Origin of the sequence: Devosia sp. (genome assembly GCF_014860165.1) — a bacterium.
GTDB lineage: Bacteria > Pseudomonadota > Alphaproteobacteria > Rhizobiales > Devosiaceae > Devosia.
Genome location: NZ_JACZKG010000072.1, coordinates 77,417 through 95,643 on the forward strand (window position 1 = coordinate 77,417; position 18,227 = coordinate 95,643).

The 18,227-nt window shown below is 64.2% G+C and carries 19 protein-coding genes and 1 pseudogene; 8 read left to right on the forward strand and 12 right to left on the reverse strand.

What is annotated here, in order from left to right:
- Positions 1–10: 10 nt before the first annotated feature.
- The 4 genes from IH615_RS18680 to IH615_RS18695 form a co-directional block, all read right to left on the reverse strand.
- Positions 11–1,213, reverse strand: coding sequence for a multidrug effflux MFS transporter (locus tag IH615_RS18680; RefSeq protein WP_291364284.1), 1,203 nt, complete (start codon positions 1,211–1,213; stop codon positions 11–13).
- Positions 1,210–2,022, reverse strand: coding sequence for an alpha/beta hydrolase (locus IH615_RS18685; RefSeq protein ID WP_291364286.1), 813 nt, complete (start codon positions 2,020–2,022; stop codon positions 1,210–1,212). The genes IH615_RS18680 and IH615_RS18685 overlap by 4 nt, the downstream gene beginning before the upstream one ends.
- 127 nt (positions 2,023–2,149) lie before the next feature.
- Positions 2,150–2,788 carry a DsbA family oxidoreductase gene (locus IH615_RS18690; RefSeq protein ID WP_291364288.1) on the reverse strand — a complete coding sequence of 213 codons (639 nt, stop codon included), beginning with the start codon at positions 2,786–2,788 and terminating at the stop codon, positions 2,150–2,152.
- A gap of 79 nt (positions 2,789–2,867) precedes the next feature.
- Positions 2,868–3,410: a hypothetical protein gene (locus IH615_RS18695; RefSeq protein ID WP_291364290.1), complete on the reverse strand. Its 543-nt coding sequence runs from the start codon at positions 3,408–3,410 to the stop codon at positions 2,868–2,870.
- A gap of 131 nt (positions 3,411–3,541) precedes the next feature.
- Between IH615_RS18695 and IH615_RS18700 the strand changes: the two genes are divergently transcribed.
- The gene (locus IH615_RS18700) at positions 3,542–3,757 is read left to right on the forward strand and encodes a SlyX family protein (protein WP_291364292.1); all 216 of its coding nucleotides are present in this window, start codon (positions 3,542–3,544) and stop codon (positions 3,755–3,757) included.
- On the opposite strand, the gene IH615_RS18705 is transcribed toward IH615_RS18700, so the two are convergent.
- The 7 genes and pseudogenes from IH615_RS18705 to IH615_RS18735 form a co-directional block, all read right to left on the reverse strand.
- A complete protein-coding gene (locus IH615_RS18705) occupies positions 3,751–4,368 on the reverse strand; it encodes a LysE family translocator (RefSeq protein WP_291364293.1) in 618 nt (205 codons plus the stop codon). The genes IH615_RS18700 and IH615_RS18705 overlap by 7 nt on opposite strands.
- Positions 4,369–4,393: 25 nt before the next feature.
- Positions 4,394–5,797, reverse strand: coding sequence for an NAD(P)(+) transhydrogenase (Re/Si-specific) subunit beta (locus IH615_RS18710; protein ID WP_291364504.1), 1,404 nt, complete (start codon positions 5,795–5,797; stop codon positions 4,394–4,396).
- An 8-nt stretch (positions 5,798–5,805) separates the two neighbouring features.
- Positions 5,806–6,168 (reverse strand): proton-translocating transhydrogenase family protein, encoded by a 363-nt coding sequence (locus IH615_RS18715; RefSeq protein ID WP_316356330.1) that lies wholly within the window; start codon positions 6,166–6,168, stop codon positions 5,806–5,808.
- A gap of 282 nt (positions 6,169–6,450) precedes the next feature.
- Positions 6,451–7,731: pseudogene (locus IH615_RS18720) on the reverse strand (Re/Si-specific NAD(P)(+) transhydrogenase subunit alpha); the annotation flags it as partial.
- A 64-nt stretch (positions 7,732–7,795) separates the two neighbouring features.
- Complete coding sequence (locus IH615_RS18725; RefSeq protein WP_291364294.1) at positions 7,796–7,963, reverse strand: aa3-type cytochrome c oxidase subunit IV; 168 nt, start codon at positions 7,961–7,963, stop codon at positions 7,796–7,798.
- A gap of 50 nt (positions 7,964–8,013) precedes the next feature.
- Positions 8,014–9,816, reverse strand: coding sequence for a M3 family oligoendopeptidase (locus IH615_RS18730; protein WP_291364296.1), 1,803 nt, complete (start codon positions 9,814–9,816; stop codon positions 8,014–8,016).
- 101 nt (positions 9,817–9,917) lie between these two features.
- Positions 9,918–10,100, reverse strand: coding sequence for a hypothetical protein (locus tag IH615_RS18735; protein WP_291364298.1), 183 nt, complete (start codon positions 10,098–10,100; stop codon positions 9,918–9,920).
- 263 nt (positions 10,101–10,363) lie between these two features.
- Here IH615_RS18735 and IH615_RS18740 point away from each other — a divergent pair, with 263 nt between their 5' ends.
- The 7 genes from IH615_RS18740 (at position 10,364) to IH615_RS18770 (ending at position 17,121) form a co-directional block, all read left to right on the forward strand.
- Entirely contained in the window at positions 10,364–11,848 is a 1,485-nt protein-coding gene (locus IH615_RS18740; RefSeq protein ID WP_291364300.1) for a sigma-54 dependent transcriptional regulator, read from the forward strand.
- A gap of 62 nt (positions 11,849–11,910) precedes the next feature.
- Entirely contained in the window at positions 11,911–12,915 is a 1,005-nt protein-coding gene (locus IH615_RS18745) for an ATP-binding cassette domain-containing protein (RefSeq protein ID WP_291364302.1), read from the forward strand.
- Entirely contained in the window at positions 12,912–13,706 is a 795-nt protein-coding gene (locus tag IH615_RS18750; RefSeq protein WP_291364304.1) for an ABC-2 family transporter protein, read from the forward strand. The genes IH615_RS18745 and IH615_RS18750 overlap by 4 nt, the downstream gene beginning before the upstream one ends.
- 3 nt (positions 13,707–13,709) lie before the next feature.
- Positions 13,710–14,510: an ABC-2 family transporter protein gene (locus IH615_RS18755; RefSeq protein WP_291364306.1), complete on the forward strand. Its 801-nt coding sequence runs from the start codon at positions 13,710–13,712 to the stop codon at positions 14,508–14,510.
- Positions 14,511–14,610: 100 nt separating this feature from the next.
- The gene (locus IH615_RS18760; RefSeq protein WP_291364308.1) at positions 14,611–16,152 is read left to right on the forward strand and encodes a tryptophan halogenase family protein; all 1,542 of its coding nucleotides are present in this window, start codon (positions 14,611–14,613) and stop codon (positions 16,150–16,152) included.
- Positions 16,153–16,214: 62 nt separating this feature from the next.
- Positions 16,215–16,523 carry a hypothetical protein gene (locus IH615_RS18765; protein WP_291364310.1) on the forward strand — a complete coding sequence of 103 codons (309 nt, stop codon included), beginning with the start codon at positions 16,215–16,217 and terminating at the stop codon, positions 16,521–16,523.
- A 103-nt stretch (positions 16,524–16,626) separates the two neighbouring features.
- On the forward strand, positions 16,627–17,121 hold the full coding sequence (locus IH615_RS18770; protein ID WP_291364312.1) for a hypothetical protein: 495 nt from the start codon (positions 16,627–16,629) through the stop codon (positions 17,119–17,121).
- On the opposite strand, the gene IH615_RS18775 is transcribed toward IH615_RS18770, so the two are convergent.
- On the reverse strand, positions 17,118–18,227 hold the full coding sequence (locus IH615_RS18775; protein ID WP_291364314.1) for a glycosyltransferase: 1,110 nt from the start codon (positions 18,225–18,227) through the stop codon (positions 17,118–17,120). The genes IH615_RS18770 and IH615_RS18775 overlap by 4 nt on opposite strands.

The following is an 18,227-nucleotide window of genomic DNA, read 5'->3' on the forward strand; positions in this document are numbered from 1 at the left end:
TTTGTCGGATCTATGCCCAGCGGCGCCGGCGATCGATCAGCGCCACGCCTATGATCAGCGCCGCCACCACCGGCAGTTGAATTGTCATTGCCGTCAGGGCATCGCCAAACAAGGTGCTGGCGGCAAGCGAACCGGCAAAGCCACCGCCCACCTGAAAGAAGCCCGTCAGCGCGCCCGCCGCACCGGCAATGGCGCCGAAGCCAGCCATCGCCGCCGCGGTTGCCGCCGGGCTGATGAAGGCCAATCCGAGCATCCATACGCCGACCGGCACCATGATGGCGGCAACCGACCCCGCAAACGAATGCGGTAGCAAGCCGAACCCCACACCGCTGAGCCCGAACAGTGCAAGGCCGATCATCATCAGCCTGTCGCCGCCGATGCGCGTCGAGAAATAACCCGCGACCAGATTTCCGACGATGAACGACGCCGTCTGCACCAGCATGGCCATGGCATACTGAAAAGGCGTGAGGCCCAGCCCATCGATCAGCACAAACGGCAGCAACGCCGTAAAGCCATGAAAGCCGCTGAAGGCCAGGCCCAGCAGCAGCGACGGAAACAGGAATTCCGGCGATGCGAGCAACCGACCATAATTGCCGACGATCACTGCCGGTCGGAACGGCACGCGCGCGTTCTCGGGCAGCGTTTCCCTCGCGCTGGTGGCCAGCAGGGCGACAATGGCCAGCCCAAAGCCCGCCATGACAACGAACATGTAGTGCCAGGATCCGAGCAACAGGATCAGGCTGCCCAAGGTCGGCGCCACGGCCGGCGTCACCGTCAGGATGAGGTTGATCAGCGTCAGGATGCGGATGGCTTCGCTGCCCACGAACTGGTCGCGCACCATGGCGCGTGACAGCGCGACACCCGCCGACACGCCGAAACCCTGGATGAAGCGACCGAGGAACAACACTTCCAGTGTGGGCGCCATCGCCGAAAGCAGGCTGCCCAGCACATAGATGGCGAAGAAGGCTATGCCAACGCTCCGCCGACCGTAGCGGTCCGACAGCGGGCCGCAGATCAGTTGTGCCAGCGCGAAGGCGGCGAAGTAGACGGTCAGCGTCAGCTTGCTGCCGGCATCGGTCGTGCCCAGATCGACCACCAGCGTCGGCAGCGCGGGCGCGTAGAGGGTCAGACTGAGCGGACCGGTGGCAACCATCAGGCCGCCGACAATGGCCGTCCGGCGGGCCGACATGCCCTTGGCGATGGTTTTGCTCACCGGGCGGCCATCGCCCGTTCAAAGAACGGCGCGGCATGGCTCCAGATGTCGCGATCCCACAGGTCGCTATGGCCGGCGCCGGGCTCGATCCAGAGTTCATCCTTGTTGGGCGCCAGGGCATGGAGGCGCTCGCCATTGCTGACCCCGATGGTCACGTCAGCCGTGCCATGCGCCACCAGCACCGGCTCGGCAACGTCCGAGATCCACTCATTGACCGGAAACTGGTCCTGCATGACGAGGCCCACCGGCAGGAAGGGGTAGCGTTCCCAGGCGACCGTCAGCGCCGACAGGAACGGCGTCTCGAGCAGCAGCGCCTCGGCGTCGCGCAGGCTGGCCACATAGGTGGATGGCCCCGAACCCAGCGAGCGCCCCCAGATGACGAGGGGAAAGCCCTTGGCCGCCGCCCAGTCGAACATGGTGGTGGCATCTTCGAGAATTCCCGCCTGGCTGACGCTGCCGGGCGAAGCCGGAAAGCCGCGATAATCGAAGGCGACGAAGCCATAGCCGTCGGCGACGAACTGCGCGTAGCGCTCATGCTCCTTGGTGAAGCTGCCCGAATTGCCCTTGTAGTAGACAATGAGCGGCATCCCCGCGCGTGGCGGCTGGTACCAGCCATTGATCACGCCATCGCCCGAGGGGACCGCGATGTCCTGGGCGCCATCAAGCGCCGTCTCGGCCAGCGGGGTTACGGGTCCCTTGGCGTCATACTGCAGCGCGCGCTGGTTGAAATACATGTAGCCCACCGCCCCGGCATAGGCCACGACGACGAGGACAAGCAGGGTGATGGCAATGCGACGCAGGAGCTTCACGGGCGGACCTCTTGGACGGCCTTCCTGATACCCCACAAAGTCATTCCCGCGAAGGCGGGAATCTACTCTTTATGCCCACGATGGATTCCCGCCTTCGCGGGAACGACGATGTGCGCAAGCGAGGTTGCTAAAGCTCGGCAATCGTCTGCTGCAGCGCGCGCTCGAACACTTCGTCAGGCTGCGCGCCCGACAGCGCATATTTCTCGCCGAACACGAAGAACGGCACGCCGCGAATGCCCTGCGCGGCAGCGTCACTGGCCAACTGCTCGGTGATCGCAAGCTCGTTCTCGTCATTCATCGCGTCGAGGGCGTCGCCGCGGTCGAAGCCATATTCCACGGCGATATCGGCCAGCACATTGTCATCGTTGATCTGCCGATGCTCGAGGAAATAAGCATTGGCGATGGCATTGGCCAATTCGTGCTGGATGCCCAGCGGCTTGGCCAGCCGCGTGATCGTGTGCACTTTTTTGGTCGGGAACATGCGCGGTTGCTGGCTGAGGTCGAGGTCGATCCCCGCCTTCTTTGCCTCGCCTTCGACCCTTGCCCACATCTCCCTGGGGTCGCGGCCGTATTTTTCGCGCAGCATCTCTGCCACATCGACACCGTCGGTCGGCGTATTCGGATCGAGATAGAAGGGATGGTTCTCCACCACCACCTCAATGTCATCAGGAAGATCAGCAATGGCCTTGTCGAGGCGCGCCGAACCGACCAGGCACCAGGGGCAGACCACATCGGTGAACACATCGATCTTGAGCAGTTTGGCCATGGCGGGGTTCCCAGGGAAAATATGTCTTGCGTCACATGGCGCGGAACAGCGCGCGCCGCAAGAACGCACCCCGAGGTAACTAGGCCCCGCCCTGGCTGTTGGTTACCGCAAAGGGCGGCGTCCACGCGGCCACAAAGCTGAGGCCCACAAAGGCGCTGACACCCATCCAGGCCAATCCGGGCATCATCACCAGCGCCGCCCGGGGTTCGACAGCGGCGACGCGCGCCGTGGCGCCCATCCCCACCACCAGCAGGACGAAGGCAACAAGGCTGAGCATCAGGGAATCGAGCGGCGCCACAAGGAACGGAAAGCCGATCATGCCGGCCATCAGGGCCACGATCCACCAGCCCGCGTGCCGGCCGTCCGCGCCGCGATCGGCCACCATCCAGCGCGCTGCGCCAAACAGCGGCAATGCCCCCAGATGCAGCACTGCCCCCGCCCAGCCCGGCAGGCCCAGCGGCGAGAAGAACAGCGGCAGCATGCCATTGAGCTCGGCAAGACCATTGGCGATGACAAACACTGCCAGCGGCAATGCCGCGCTGAGCACGAGCCCCAGCCCATCGTGCCGATCGACATCGAAAGCGCTGAGGAATGATTTCGAAACTGTCGCGCTGGTCGCCATTGTCGGCTCCCGCCTTGCTATTGCCTGACAAAGCAACAATCCGGAAGGCCAAAGGGTTCCGCATACGTCAAGCCCGCCGCGCTGGGCGAAGCAGCTTGCTTGCGCTAGAACCACCTGAAACGGAGCCCGCCATGACCGACCTGCAAGCCTTCGCGGAACGCCTCGAGGCCCTGGAAACGCGCATCGCCTTTCAGGACCAGACCATCGAGGAGCTCAACGCCACCATCACCGCCCAATGGCGGCAGATCGACCTGCTGACGCGCAAGCTCGACACGGTGGAGCAGCAGGTGCGCTCGGGCGTGCATATCGCGGACCCGGCCACCGAGCCTCCGCCCCCGCACTACTGACGGGCGGTGGAGAAGCCGACCCAGACCGCCACCACCAGCAGCAGAACGGCAAATGTGGCACCCAGAAAGCGCCGGCTGGCGGCCTGCGTGAGCAGCGGCCGCAGGGAACCTGCCAGCAACACGACGCCGGCATGGATCGCCGTCGCCACCGCGACAAATAACGCGCCGAGCAGCACTGTCTGCGGCAGCGCCGCCTGCCCCGCGACGACGAAGCTCGGCGCAACGGTGATGTAGAACAAGGCGGCCTTGGGATTGAGCAGGTTGTTGACCAGCCCGCGCCGGAACGAGCGCCAGCCAAGTTGCGACGGATCGAGTATCTCGACCGGCCGCTGCGCATCGGCCCACGCATCATAGGCAAGATAGACCAGATAGGCGATGCCCGCCCAGCGCAGGGTCTCGTAGAGCCACGGTTGGCCGGCAATGGCCTCGCCCACACCAAAACTCGCCAGCGCGCCGAGCAGGGCAAGCCCCAGCGCAACACCAGCCACCGCAAACAAGCCGGCCGTCCGGCCCCGCTCGGCGCTGAGCACAGCCAGATAGGCCATGTTCGGCCCCGGCGTCAGCTCGATGGCGATGCAGGTGACGAGATAGGAAAGCAGAACGGAGGTCACTTGCGTGCCCCCGTTCCCATATCGATCAGTGCCCGAGCGACTTGACGATATCCTCCGTGACCTTCTTGGCGTCACCGAACAGCATCATCGTATTGTCGCGGAAGAACAGCTCGTTCTGCACGCCCGCATAGCCGGCCGCCATGCCGCGCTTGATGAACAGCACCGTGCCCGCATCCTCGACGTTGAGGACAGGCATGCCGTAGATCGGCGAGGTCTTGTCGGTCTTGGCCGACGGGTTGGTCACGTCATTGGCGCCGATGACGAAGGCGACGTCGGACTGGGCGAACTCGGAATTGATGTCCTCCAGCTCGAACACTTCGTCATAGGGCACGTTGGCTTCCGCCAGCAGCACGTTCATATGCCCGGGCATGCGGCCGGCCACCGGATGGATGGCATATTTGACGGTGACGCCTTCCGCCTTGAGCAGGTCGGCCATTTCGCGCAAAGCATGCTGCGCCTGCGCCACGGCCATGCCGTAACCCGGCACGATGATGACCTTGCCCGCATTCTTCATCAGGAACGCCGCGTCTTCCGCCGCGCCCTGCTTGACCGGACGATCGTCTTCGCCAGCGGCAGCCGCCGAAGCGCTGTCGCCGCCAAAGCCGCCCAGGATCACCGAGATAAAGCTGCGGTTCATCGCCTTGCACATGATGTAGCTCAGGATCGCGCCCGAGCTGCCCACCAATGCGCCGGTAATGATCAGCGCGGTATTACCCAGCGTGAAGCCGATGCCTGCGGCGGCCCAGCCCGAATAGGAGTTGAGCATCGACACAACCACCGGCATATCCGCGCCGCCGATCGGGATGATCATCAGCCCGCCCAGCACCAGCGCCAGGATGGTGATGGCCCAGAACAGCCACGGATCGGCCGAGGTGGTGAAGGCCCAGACCAGCAGCACGATGGCCACGCCCATGACGATATGGATGGCGTGGCGCGCCGGCAGGATGATCGGCTTGCCGCTCATATTGCCGTTGAGCTTGGCAAAAGCGATGACTGAGCCGGTAAAGGTGAAGGCGCCGATGGCCACGCCGATCGACATTTCGATCAGCGCCTGCGCGTGGATGTCACCGGGCACGCCGATGCCGAAGGCTTCCGGGGCATAGAGCGCCGCGGCGGCCACGAACACGGCAGCGAGACCCACCAACGAGTGGAAGGCGGCCACCAGTTGCGGCATGTCGGTCATCTTGACGGTGCGGGCCATATAGGCGCCGATGCCGCCACCGATGCCGATGCCACCGATAATCAGCACCCAACTGACCCAGTCGGAGGGCGCGGCAACGGCCAGCGTGGTGACGATGGCAATCCCCATGCCCACCATGCCGAAGGTGTTGCCCTGGCGCGAGGACCGGGGGCTCGAAAGCCCGCGCAGCGCCAGGATGAACAGGACGCCGGAGACGAGATAGAGCAGCGCTGCGATATCTGCAGAGATCATCGGCGTTAGCCCTTCTTCTTGTACATTGCCAGCATGCGCTGGGTGACGAGGAACCCGCCGAAGATGTTGACTGATGCAAAGACCAGCGCGATGAAGCCGAATACCTTGGAGATCCAGCTCGCATCAGTCGCCAGCTGCACGCCGACGGCCAGCAGGGCGCCGACCACGATCACCGAGGAGATGGCGTTGGTGACGCTCATCAACGGCGTATGCAGCGCCGGGGTCACCGACCAGACGACGAAATAGCCCACAAAGATCGCCAGCACGAAAATGGCGAGGCGGAAAGTGAAGGGGTCGATGGCGCCCCCGATAGCCGCATGCGCGGCCGCCGCGATCACATCCGCGGTCTGTTCTGCCGTGGCTTCCATTTACTGGGCTCCCTTGGGTGCTGCGGGCTTCTTGGCGGCTGCCGGCTTCTTAGCGGCAGGTTTCTTGGCCGTCGTCTCCGAGGCGACTGTCGCCGGCTTGGCTGCAGCAGGCTTTTTCGGCGCGGCTTTCTTGGCCGGCGAGGCGGCTGCGGCCGCGTCCATCACGGCTGCGGCTTTCTTGGTGGCTGTGCGCTTGGCCGGTGTCGGCGCAGGTTCGGCAGCAGCGGGGATCGATTGCTCGACGCCGGCGGCCGCCTTCTTGGGCGTATCGGCCATGGCGGCCACTTCGGTCTTCTTGGCGGCCGGCTTTTTCGCCGGGGTCGCCGAAGCTGCACCTGTCTTGGCCGGGGCGGACTTCGCTTCAACCGTCTTGGCGGGCGCCTTCGGCGCGGATTTGGCGACGGCAACCGGCTTGGACTCCGCCACCGGAGCGGCCGTCACGAAGTTGGGATGCACCACCTTGCCGTCACGCGTCAGCACGGTCGCCTTGACCAGTTCGTCGTCCCAGTTGATGGCGAGGGCCTTGGCCTTGGCATCGATCAGCGTCGTCAGGAACGCCAGCAGATTTCTGGCGTAAAGCTGGCTGGCCGTGGTCGGAATGCGACCCTGGACGTTGGTGTAGCCGACGATCTTGACGCCGTTATGCTCGATGACCTTGCCGGGCACTGTCAGCTCGACATTGCCGCCACGTTCGGCTGCCAGATCGACAATGACCGAACCGGGCGCCATGGACTCGACCATCGCCTTGGTGATCAGCCGCGGCGCCGGGCGCCCCGGGATCAGGGCGGTGGTGATGACGATGTCCTGCTTGGCGATATGGGTTGCGGTGAGCTCGGCCTGCTTGGCCTGGTATTCGGCGCTCATCTGCTTGGCATAGCCGCCGGCGGTCTCGGCCTGCTTGAATTCGTCGTCCTCGACGGCGATGAACTTGCCGCCCAGCGACTCGACCTGCTCCTTGGCCGCCGGGCGCACGTCCGTGGCCGAGACCACCGCGCCCAGGCGCTTGGCCGTGGCGATGGCCTGGAGGCCTGCCACGCCAGCACCCATCACGAAGGCCTTAGCCGGACGAACGGTGCCGGCGGCCGTCATCATCATCGGGAAGGCGCGGTCGAACTCGGCAGCGGCTTCGATGACGCCCTGATAGCCGGCCAGGTTCGCCTGGCTCGAGAGAATATCCATCACCTGCGCACGGGTGATGCGCGGCATGAATTCCATGGAAACGGCAGTAACGCCGGCCTTGGCCAGCGCGGCCACGTCCTTGTCATTGCCATAGGGGTCGAGCGCGCCGATCACCAGGGCGCCCTTGTTGACGCCGGCCAGCGACCCGGCGGTGGGGCGACGCACGGTCAGCACCACGTCGGCGCCCTTGAGCGCCGCGTCGGCGCTGGCCGCAATGGTCGCGCCGGCCGCTGTATAGTCCTTGTCGAGAATGCGCGAGCCCAGCCCCGCACCCTTTTCCACCGACACGCTGGCGCCCAGCGCAATCAGCTTGCCCACCGTTTCGGGGGTCGCCGCGACGCGGTTCTCTCCCTCGGAACGCTCGCGGACGATCGCAATTTTCATTGATGTCTCCTGCCCGCCTGCCCGACGGACAGGCTCGATTCAAGTGCCTGTATGCGCGGTGCGATCAGGGATTGATGAGGAAGTAGAGGATGGCCACGGTAACGGCCAGGCCGATGATCGACCACTTAACGGCGGTAAGGAAGCCATTGTAGGTGGCTTCGTGCTGGGCGTAGTCCATCGGCGATTCCACCTGCAGCTCGGCGTGGTGTTCGGGGCGGTGCTTAGTGGCCATGTCGTCCTCGTTAGTCCAGTGCTCTCAAAGTCTATCAGCCGAAAGTCGCGCTACGGCGAAGTTGCTTCCAGCTCGTCGATCAGCCCCTCGATCATCGACAGGCCCAGCGACCAGAATTGGGGATCCTTGGCGTCCAGCCCGAACGGCGCCAGCAGTTCGGAATGATGCTTGCTTCCCCCGGCCTTGAGCAGCTCAAAATAGCGCTCCGCAAAGCCCTCATTGGCTTTCTCATACTGTGCGTAGAGCGAGTTCACAAGGCAGTCACCAAACGCATAGGCATAGACGTAGAATGGCGAGTGGATGAAGTGGGGGATATAGGCCCAGAAGATGTCATAGCCTTCGTTCTGGATGATGGCGTCGCCCAGCGATTCCTTCTGCACCTCGAGCCAGATCTGGTTGATTTCCTCGGTCTTGAGCTCGCCCTGCCGGCGCGCCGTGTGGACGCGGCGCTCAAACGTATAGAAGGCGATCTGCCGCACCACTGTATTGAGCATGTCCTCGACCTTGCCCGACAGCAGGGCGAAGCGCTGCCTGGGATCGGTGGTGCTGTTGAGCAAATGCCGGAAGGTCAGCATTTCGCCGAACACGCTCGCCGTCTCGGCCAGCGTCAGCGGCGTATTGCTGAGGATCGGCCCCTGCGCCGCCGCCAGCCGCTGATGCACGCCATGGCCCAGTTCATGCGCCAGCGTCATGATATCGCGCGAGCGGCCGAGATAGTTGAGCATCAGATAGGGATGGGCGCTCGGCACCGTCGGATGGGCAAAGGCCCCCGATAGCTTGCCATCGCCCGTGGGCGCGTCGATCCAGCCTGAATTGAAGAACGGCGCGGCCACCTCCGCCAGCTTAGGCGAGAACTTGCCATAGGCTTCCATAACTGTGGAAACCGCACTCTCCCAGTCCCAGGTCCGCTCGTCGCTGGTTGGCAGCGGCGCGTTGCGGTCCCAGGAATTGAGCTGGTCCTTGCCAAACCACTTGGCCTTCATCTTGTAGTAGCGGTGGCTGAGCCGCGGATAGGCTTCCTGCACCGCCGCCTGCAGCGCATCGACCACTTCGCGCTCGACCGAATTGGCCAGGTGGCGGCTGTCGGCAATGTCCTCATAGCCGCGCCAGCGGTCGGAGATTTCCTTGTCCTTGGCCAGCACATTGGTGATGTGGGTGAAGAGGCGCGCATTGCCCGCCAGCGTCTTGCCCAGCGCCTTGAACGCGCTTTCGCGCTTCTTCTCGTCCTTCTCGGAGAGCAGATGCAGCGTCGATTCCATGTTCAGGGTCTCGCCATCCACCTCGAATTCGAGGCTCGACAGCGTTTCGTCGAACAGGCGATTCCACGAGGAGAACGATGTCACCGACTTGTCGTGGAACAGCTCTTCCAGCTTGTCGTCGAGCTGGTAGCGCTTGGCCTTGCGCAATTCGGCAAACCAGGTGCGATAGCGCGCCAGCTCAGCGTCCTTCTCGAACGCCGCCTCGAGGTCCGCATCCTCGATCCGGTTCAGCTCCAGCTCGAAAAACAGCGTCCTGGTGGAGAGGTTGGTCAGCGCCTCATTGGTATCGCCCATGAACTTGGCGCGGTCCGGATCGGTCGATTTCTGCGCATATTGCAGGAACGCGTATGAGCCGATGCGGCCGCTGAGATCGCCGAGCGTCTCACTGTCCTTGATCGCCGCGATCAGCTTGCCGGCCTTGGTCAGCTCGACCAGCTTGCCCTTGTAGTCGGCCTCGAACTTGGTTGCGAGCGCCTTGGCCTCGTCCAGCGCCGCCTTGAATTCGGGGCTGTCCTTGCCGGGATAGAGGTCCGATAGATCCCATACCGGCAAGGCGCCGAGCTGGTTGTGGCCCTTCTGTGCGGCGGCGGTCATGGCAGGTCTCCGGCTTGGTCAAGTGCGGGCGGACCTTAGCCAGCGGGGGCCGCGCTGTGAAGTGCGACCCCCTGTCAATCTGTCGTCGGGACCGTGCCCGATTATTGCGTCGCAGTCGTCTCGGCGGCCGGCGCCTGGCTGGTCGCTGGCGCTGGGCCATTGAGACGGCCCTGGCCCATCATCACGAGCACGCCAAACAGCAGCGCACCCAAGACCCACAGCACCCCGGCCAGCATTGAAAAGCCCCCGATGAATTCCAGTCCCTTGTAGTTCGGATTCTCCACGGCACGTTCCTCCCTGACGCTCAAACCCGGAAACCTCCCTCCGGGTTGCCATGGCCACCATAGCCGCAAATTCGTGATGATTAATCCCCTCTTAAGACCCCCCGCGCATCCTCCTCCCAAAACGGCACACGATTCGAGTGCCGCACAGAGCAAGGTGCGAAAAGGTGGGAACCGGCTTTTCGCGATCGACCTTGCGACAAGAAGACTGAGGCCGGCGATTTGAAGCTTCAAATCGCATAAGGCCGAACAAGACTGGAGCTGGTATGACGCGTGTCCTGGTAGTGGATGATGATCCGGTTCAGTTGCGCCTCACCGCCGAGGTTGCCAACCGCGCCGGATTCAAGCCGCTGACCGCCACCGGTGGCGAGCAGGCGCTCACCATCCTGCGCGAAGACCGCAATATCGGCGCCATGATACTCGATCTGGTCATGCCCGATCTGGACGGCATGGGCGTGATGGACGCCATGCGCCGCGAAGGCCTCACCACGCCCGTCATCATCCAGACCGCCAATGCCTCGCTGGAAACCGTCATCTCGGCCATGCGAAACGGCGCCGCCGACTATTTCGTCAAGCCCGTGGCACCCGAGCGCCTGATCATCTCGCTGCGCAATGCCATGAAGCTCGATGCGCTGGAGGCCGCCATCCGCTCCGAGCGAGCGCGCAAGGCCGGCACCTTCACCGCATCGGACATGATCGCCAGGGCGCCGGCCATGGCCCGTGTGCTGACGCTCTGCGCCAAGGCCGGCAAGTCGACCATTCCCGTATTGATCGAAGGCGAGACCGGCGTCGGCAAGGAACTCATTGCCCGCATCATCCAGGGTAGCGGCGATCGCGCCGGCAAGCCCTTCGTCACGGTCAATTGCGGCGCCATCCCGCCCAACCTCGTCGAGTCTGTGCTGTTCGGCCACAAGAAGGGTGCCTTTACCGGCGCCATCGCCGACCAGGCCGGCAAGTTTGCCGAGGCGCATAACGGCACGCTGTTCCTCGACGAGATCGGCGAATTGCCACTCGATATCCAGGTGAAGCTCCTGCGCGCCTTGCAGGAAGGCGAGATCGAGCCCGTGGGCGCCTCCAGGACTGAACGAGTCAACGTCCGCATCATCTCCGCGACCAATCGCCGACTGCTGAACCTGGCCAAATCAGGCGAGTTCCGCGAGGACCTCTACTACCGCCTCAACGTCTTCCCCATCTACGTGCCGCCGCTGCGCGAGCGCATGGAGGACCTGCCGGCGCTCGTCGCCATGTTCATCGCCCGCTTCTCGGCCGAGGCCGGCAAGCGCGTGCTCGGCATCTCGCCCGTCGCACAGGAATTGCTGCTGGGCTACGATTGGCCGGGTAATATCCGCCAGCTCGAAAACGCCGTCTATCGCGCCATTGTCCTCACCGATGGCGCCTTCCTTGAATCCGTCGATTTTCCGCAGATCGTGGCGCAGTCAGCCGGACGCGAGAGCGCCATCCGCGCCATCGAGCAGGTCCCGGTACCGGCCGCTCCCGTTCATATCGACACTGCACCGGCCCGCCAGCGTGCCATGATCGAGCCGCCATCGGCGCCCGACCGCTTCCTTGATCCCGCCGGCGAGGTCGCCGCATTGGCCGAGATCGAGCGTGCCGCCATCGTCTTTGCCATCGCCCACCATGGCGGCCGCATGTCTCGCGTTGCCCGGGCGCTCAAGATCGGCCGCTCCACGCTCTATCGCAAACTGCACGAATATGGGCTCGCCGAGGAACTGATCAACGACGCCGCCTGAACGCCATCCGCCTGTCATCTCTGACGAATCGAGCTAGTGTTCCCCGCCCAGGGGGACGCAACATGACAGCGCTGATCGAGGCACGGGGCGTTTCCAAGCGCTTCCGGCAACACAAGCGGTTTCCCGGCCTGCTGGGCGCCTTCAAGACGCTGGTGACAGCGGAATATACCGAAGTCGCGGCGGTTTCAGATGTCAGCTTCGACATCCAGGCCGGCGAAGCCGTCGGCTATCTCGGCCCCAATGGCGCCGGCAAGTCCACCATGATCAAGATGATGACCGGCATCCTCGTGCCGTCAGCCGGCAGCCTGACCGTGCTTGGCCGCACGCCGCATGAGCAGCGCATGGCCAATGCCCGCCAGATCGGCGTGGTCTTCGGCCAGCGCAGCCAATTGTGGTGGGACCTGCCTGTCATCGACAGCTTCGCCCTGCATCAGCGCATCTACGACATTCCCCAGGCGCGCTATGCCGAAAATCTCGAGCGCTTCAGCGCCCTGCTCGACCTGACGCCCTTCCTCGACCGCGCCGTGCGCCAGCTCAGCCTGGGCCAGCGCATGCGCGCCGAAATCGTCATGTCGCTGCTGCACGATCCCAAGATCCTGTTCCTCGATGAACCCACCATCGGGCTCGACGTGGTGGCCAAGGACGCGGTGCGGCGCTTCCTCGCCGAGATCAATCGCGAGCGCGGCGTCACCATCATCCTCACCACCCACGACCTGCAGGACATCGAGACCATCTGCCCGCGCCTGATCATGGTCGATCATTCAAAACTCATCTTCGATGGCGAACTGGGCCGCCTGCGCGCCGCGCTGGGCTCCTCGCGCCGCTTGACCCTGGAATTCGCCACCGATCCGGGGCCGCTGCCGCTCGCCACCGCGACGCTCACCAGCGACGAAGGGCTGATCAAGCACTACCTGCTGGAACGCGAGGACGTCTCGCTCGTGCACGTGCTGAGCGAGGTCGGCAGCACGCGCGATCTCAAGGACGTGGCGCTGCACGAGCCCAATATCGAGGAGGTGATCCGCACCTTCTACCAGGGTCGCAACATCGCCGCGACGGCAACGTCATGAGCGCCTATGTCGCCTTTGCCCGCAGCGGCTTTCTCACCAGCTTCGCCTATCGCAACGAGGTCTGGGCCAATATCTTCGGCAAGCTGGTGCAGGTCTTTGCCCGCGTCGCCATCTGGCTGGCGGTTTATGCCGGCGTCACCGCCGTCGACGGCATCAGCATCAGCGACATGATCACCTACGCGCTACTGGGCGGCGTAGTCATGGGCGCCACGCGCTATGACCGGATCGTCCGCCACGTCGGCAATGCGCTCAAGACCGGCGATGTGGCCGTGTGGCTGCTCAAGCCCGTCCACTACCCGCTCTATCTGCTGGCCATCGAAGCCGGGGCGTCGGCCTATACCTTCCTCCTCGCCGTTGTGCCCACTATCATCATCGTCGCGCTGTTGTACGGAATGCAGCCGCCCGCGAGCGCCTTCCATGGCCTCATGTTCGTCGGCTTCTGCGCGCTGAGCTTCCTGATCCACTTCCTCTGCGCCGCCATCTTCGGCGTCCTGGCCTTCTGGCTGATGACGGTCTTTTCGCTGGAATGGCTGCTACAGAGCCTGATCTCCCTGCTCTCAGGCCTGCTCATCCCCTTCTGGTTCTTTCCCGAGCCCTTCGGCACCATGGCCAGCCACCAGCCTCTGGCCTGGCTGGTCTATTATCCATCGGCGGTTTGGCTGGGTCGTCTCGATACGATCCAGACCCTGCTCTATTTCGGTTTTGGCCTGGCATGGCTGGGCCTGCTCGCCGCGCTGCTGGCGCTGCTCTGGCACCGCGCTTCGTCGCGCATCACCGTCCAGGGAGGCTGAGCCATGCTGCGCCGCCTGTCTGTCCTGCTGCTGCTGGTCAGGATGTTCGTCAAGTCGCAGATGGAATATCGCGGCGCCTTCTGGCTCGACCGGCTGGCGCAGATCATCTCCTACGGCGCCGTGCTGCTCGGCATGTGGATATTGCTGCAGAAGTTCGAACTGCTCGGCGGCTGGAACTGGCCTGAACTGGCTCTGCTGTTTTCCTTCCAGCTGCTCGCCTATGCCCTGGGGGCTTCGGTCAGTTTCACGCAATTGCGCGATCTCGAGGAACTGGTCCGCCTGGGCACGCTCGATGCCCTGCTCACCAAGCCCATCAATACCTGGGCCTATCTGATCTTTTCCGGCCTCAATATCGGCTATGCCGGCCACATCATCCTTGCCATTCCTGTGCTGGTCTGGGCCCTGCTGGCGGCGCAGGTGGAATGGTCCATCGGCAACGCACTATTCTTTGCCGGCAGCCTCCTCAGCGCCACCCTGGTCACCGGCGCGGTGATCACCATGATCGGCGCCATCGCCCTGATCTGGGTGCGTTCCAATCACCTGTTTTCCATCTTCTTCGGCTTCTGGGAGCTGACGCGCTATCCGCTCAACATCTTCCCCGGCGGCATCCAGGCGGTGATGCTGACCGTCGTGCCGCTGGCCTATATCAGCGCCGTGCCGGTGGCGGTCCTGCTCGGCAAGCCCGTGCCGCTGCTCGGCGACTTCGCCGCCCCCGCCGCCCTCCTGGCCGGGCCCCTGTTGGTGCTGGTCGCAGTCACCCATTGGCGCTACGCCCTCAGCCGTTATCAGGGCGCCGGCGGCTGACCGGGATCGTCACGGAGATTTCCGGGTTGCTAAGATTCGGCATCCGCCCCTTGCCCGCCTTCGGCTGCCAAAATAGCCTCCTCCGCCGAGGAGACCATTCATGACCCGGCAATCCCACTTCGTGGTCGTCGGCGGGGGCACCGCCGGCTGGATCGCGGCTTTCATCATTCAGGATTCGGCGCGTCGCAAGGGCATCAACGCCCGCATCAGCGTCATCGAGCCATCCAGCATCCCCACCGTCGGGGTCGGCGAAGCCACCACCGCCGCCTTCCGCGTGCTGCTAAAGCACTTCAATATCGACGAGTTCGAGTTCTTCCGAAAAACCGGCGCGACCTTCAAGCTGGGCATCCGCCACGAGGACTGGCGCCGCAAGGGCTACACCTATTACGGTCCCATCGACGACCCGCATCAGGTGATCAAGCCACCACCGGGCGCGCCCTCCGACTATCTCAATGTCTATGCCGTGGCCGCCGGCCGGCCGATCACCGACATGCATCTGTTCGGGCCCCTGCTCGAACAGAAGAAGGCGCCCTATGCCCGAAAGGCCGATGGCTCGCTGATCCCGCTTGGTCCATTCCATCACGCCTATCACTTCGACCAGGCTTTGGTGGGCCGCTTTTTCGCCGGCAAATCCAGCGGCGTCGACATCATCGATGCCGTGGTCTCAGGCGTGCATCGCAGCCCCGAAACGGGCGACATCACCGCACTCGAACTCGACAATGGGCAGAAGCTCGAAGCCGATTTCTTCATCGACGCCACCGGCTTCCGCAAGCAGCTCATCGTCAAGGAAATGCAGGCGCCCTGGATTTCCTACGCCCATGAATTGCCGGTCAATCGCGCTTTGCCCTTCTGGCTCGATATCGCCGAGGGCGAGGAAATCGCCAACTATACCCGCGCCTGGGCCCAGGACAGCGGCTGGATGTGGCAGATCCCTACCCAGACCCGCTATGGCTGCGGCTATGTCTATTCCGACCAGTTCTGCACCCCCGAGCAGGCCAAGGAAGAGGTCGAGCGCGTCCTCGGCCGTGAGATCGAGGTGCGGGGCGACATCCGCTTCCAGATCGGCAGGCTGGGAAAGGCCTGGATCGGCAATGTCCTCGCCGTGGGCCTGAGTTCGAGCTTCCTCGAACCGCTCGAATCCACCTCTATCCATGGCACGATCGTGCAGATGATGCTGTTCGCCGACCGGCATCTGAAACATCCCGGCGACATGACCCCAGCCGATCGCGACGATTACAATGCCCGCGTCGGCCGCCAGGTCGATGACTTCCGCACCTTCGTCAACACCCACTACATGGTCGAACGCGACGACACTCCGTTCTGGCGCGAAGTCCGCGCCAACCGCATCCATCCCGAGACCAAACAGCGGCTGGAATACTGGAAGACGAAAATGCCGCGGCACGAGCATTTCCCCGAAAACCTGTTCGGCCTGCCCCATATCCAGACCCAGTTGCACTATCCGGTCCTGGCGGGCCTGGGCCTCCTCGATCAGAACCTGGCGCGCCAGGAAATGGACGCCGATCCAAAACTGCGCCAGTTTGCCCGCGAGGCCTATGAGGGCCTCGTGCGGGAATACCGCGCCGCCTCGCGCCAGGCCCTCGGCCATGCCGAATTCCTGCAGGCGGTGCGCGACATGGGCTGACCGGGCAACGCGATCGGCCCTGGCACGTTTCCGCTCCACAGCCATGCCGAGGAGACGCGCCCATGAACACCGCCAATCTGCAACTCGAGGGACTTCTCGTGGCAATCGCCGCCGTCAATCAGGCGCTGGTTGCCAAGGGCGTCCTGGCGACCGAGGAGATCGATCGGGCGCTGGCGATAAGCGAGCAGACCGCGCTGGGCGACGAGCGCCTGACCGAGGACCTGTCCCCGTCCAATCGCGATGCGGTCCTCTTTCCTATCCGCCTGCTGCGGCTGGCCAACAACATGGCCGGCGACCGCGGCGTCCCGCCGTTTGCCGAGCTGGCCCGCGCTGTCGGCGAGAGCAAGGCACCCTATAACGACCAGCTCTGAGCAGCGGCTCGCGGATTAATCATGATCGCAGTTTGCAGGCCATGGTTGGGACTGGAGTGTTAAGACTTCATTCATCTTAATTGGGACGAGAGGGTCCGACTTCATGACGGCTCGCGTCCATTCCGTAGCCATTCTGGCGGCGAACACTGCCTTCACCTCGATCCTGGCCGATGTCCTCGAGGCCGAGCGCGGACACCGCGTGCCCTGCTTCACCCAGGCAGCAGCGCTGATGACGTTTCTGGTGATCTCGCCGGTGGACGTCGTGGTGATCGATGCAGACGCCGAAGGCGGTCGCGACCTCGCCCAACAGCTGCGGCGTCACCCCAGGCTCGCCAATCCCTTCGTGCAGATTCTGGCCCTGACCCGCGCCAACCCGGCCTTTCATCGGCCATTGCTGACCGGTGGTGCCGATCTTGTAATGCAGAAGCCCGTCGCGCCGGCCCGCCTGCTCGCAGCAATCGACGGCCTGCTGATGGGCGAGGAACGGTCAGTGGTGAACTGGATCGGTCCCGCTCTGCCGACGTCGGCAGTCTCCGGCGAGGCCCGCGCTGCCCGGGGTGACAATGTCGTCCAGCTGTTTCCTGGTCCTCGGGACTAGTCCAGCAGCGCCTCGTAGCGATCGGCGATAAGCTCGATACCGAAATCGGCTGCCCGCCCGCGCAGCAGGTTGGCGGCAGGCGGATTGTCCAACACCTGCTCCATTGCTGCTCCCAGCGCCTTGGCCTGGCCGACCGGCACCAATGGGCCGAGACGCCCATCTTCAAGGATTTCGCGCGGCCCATGCGGGGCATCGGTGGAGACAACAGGCACGCCTTCCGCCATGGCTTCGATCAGCACATTGCCGAAGCCCTCGCTGGTGGAAGACAGCACGAACAGGTCCGCCGCCCGGTAGCAGGCCGAGGGATCGTTGACATAGCCGGGCAGCAGCACGCTCTGGCTCACGCCCAATGCCTCGGCCTGGGCGCGCAGCTCGGCCTCCAGCGGACCTTCGCCGAAAATCACCAACCGTGCCGGCCGCTTGCTGCGCAGCATCGCAAAAGCGGAGATCAACGTGTGGTGATCCTTGACCGGCACCAGCCGGCCTGCGGTGGCGATGACTGGCCCTCCGCCCATACTATCGAGCTCGGCCTGCCAGGGGTGGGTGGCGCCGGTCGGTGTCAATTGCGTCGGCAGGGGATTGTTGATCACCGCAATCTGCGCCCGCGGGAAACCCCGGGCCTCCAGATCTCGCCCGACGCCCTGCGACACGGCGATAGCCCGCGTGGCGCGCGACCGCACCAGCCGCGACAGCACGATTGCGAGCTTGGCACCCAGGTCATTGGACGGCAGCCCCGCGGCGGCATGAAAGCTCGGAAAGAACCGCGCCCTGCTCCCGGATAGAACCAGCGCGATGGCCATGGCCAGATTGGCGAATTCCGGCGCCGAGAACACGGCATCGGGCTTGTGCCTGGCAAAAAAGCCCGCGCTGCGGGCAATGCCGCGCAGGGTGGCCGGCTTGCCATAACCCTCACCATGGATGGGCATGCCGAGCGTCACCAGATCCACATCCGGCGACAGCAACTGGGCATTAGGTCCTTCGGCATTCCAGGTAAACAGCGTCACCTGATGGCCGTGCGCCGCCAGGGCGTTGGCCATTAGGGTGAAGACGCGTTCGGCGCCGCCACCCCGCAGGCTGGCCGTGTGGAAGACGACGCGCTTGCGCAC